Genomic DNA, 1,504 nt, shown 5'->3' on the forward strand with positions numbered 1-1,504 from the left:
TCGTACTGAGTCAGAAGGTCGCACGCACGGGAGGCCAGGAATCAAGTAATTGAGGAGATTCGCAATTTGGCGTGTGGAGGGCCAGATGAATCTCGATCAGAGCGGAGATAGCGAGACGCGTTTTGCGGCGTACGTGGCGGGGCTTGGGAGCGTGATCGGTCACGCGGATCGGACAAAGCCTCTGCACGATTATTGCACCGGATTGATGCTGCCTGGCGAGCGCAAGAGCGTGGAGCCGATGGCGGCGCGGACGGCTCCGGCGAGGACAGCGGCACAACACCAGTCGCTGCTGCATTTTGTCGGCGTCGCAGCATGGTCGGACGAGGCCGTGCTGGCTAAGGTGCGCGAGATGGTGCTGCCGGCGATCGAGAAGAGCGGACCGATCGAGGCTTGGATCATCGATGACACCTCGTTCCCCAAGCAAGGCAAGCATTCGGTCGGCGTGCACCACCAATATTGCGGTCAGCTCGGCAAGCAGGCCAATTGCCAGGTTGCGGTATCGCTGTCGATCGCCAATCATGCCGCCAGCCTTCCGGTGGCCTATCGGCTGTACCTGCCGGAGACTTGGACCAAGGATCGCGCGCGGCGGAAAAAGGTGGGCGTGCCGAAAGAGATCAAGTTCAAGACCAAGCTGCAGATTGCGCTGGAGCAAATCCGCTGGGCCTGCGAGAGCGGTCTGCCACGCGGCGTCGCGTTGATGGATGCGGCCTACGGCAGGGACGCGCGGCTGCGTGCGGGCATGACGGAATTGGACGTGTACGTGGTCGGCATCGTGCCGACCATCTTGATGTGGGCCCCTGGCCACAGCCCACGGCGGATGGACAAGCCGATGAACAACGCCGGCCGCCGCGACGAGCCCGAACTGGTCTCGGCCAAGAAAGTGGCGCTTGCTCTACCGAAGCAGGCTTGGTGCACGGTGACATGGCGCGAGGGCTCGTCCGACCAGTTGTCTTCGCGCTTCGCGCGTGTGCGTGTCCGGGTCGGGTACAACAAACTGATCCCCGAGAAGCTGTCGCCGGAATGGCTGTTGATCGAATGGCCGGAGGGTGAAGCAGAGCCCACCAAATACTGGCTCGCCACGATGCCGGAGACCATCAGCTTCGAGCGGCTCGTCGACCTCGCCAAGCTACGCTGGCGCATCGAGCGTGACTACCAGGAGCTCAAGCAAGAGGTCGGGCTCGGTCATTACGAGGGACGCGGCTGGCGCGGCTTCCATCATCACGCAACTCTGTGCATCGCAGCTTACGGCTTCCTGATCGCCGAGCAGGCGACGATTTCCCCCTCAGGACCTCGTTCCGCCATGCCGTTCAAGGCACCTCGCTTACCCGACGATTACCGACCCAGAGGATCCGCCCTCGCGGCCTGAACGCCACGTCCCGAACTCAATCGCAACCATGCGTCGGCGACTGGCCTGGGGAATCATCAAAACCCTGCAGCGATGTCCTTGCTGCGGGGCCATCGCCCCAACAAGGGGACGACAATGAAAACTCATGACGCAGTAAGA

Annotated in this window: 1 protein-coding gene; it reads left to right on the forward strand. The window is 62.4% G+C overall.

Annotation, left to right across the window (positions count from 1 at the left end):
- The first annotated feature begins 85 nt into the window (after nt 1–85).
- Nucleotides 86–1,366, forward strand: a complete 1,281-nt coding sequence (locus tag C7G61_RS42685) for an IS701 family transposase (RefSeq protein WP_108523408.1) — start codon at nt 86–88, stop codon at nt 1,364–1,366.
- Nucleotides 1,367–1,504 lie beyond the last annotated feature (138 nt).

The sequence above is a fragment of the Bradyrhizobium algeriense genome, assembly GCF_003062295.1.
Taxonomy (GTDB): Bacteria; Pseudomonadota; Alphaproteobacteria; order Rhizobiales; family Xanthobacteraceae; genus Bradyrhizobium; species Bradyrhizobium algeriense.

What these genes read in the sequence shown, in the direction of transcription:
- C7G61_RS42685 (WP_108523408.1), top strand. Translation starts at nt 86, where the DNA reads ATGAATCTCGATCAGAGCGGAGATAGCGAGACGCGTTTTGCGGCGTAC.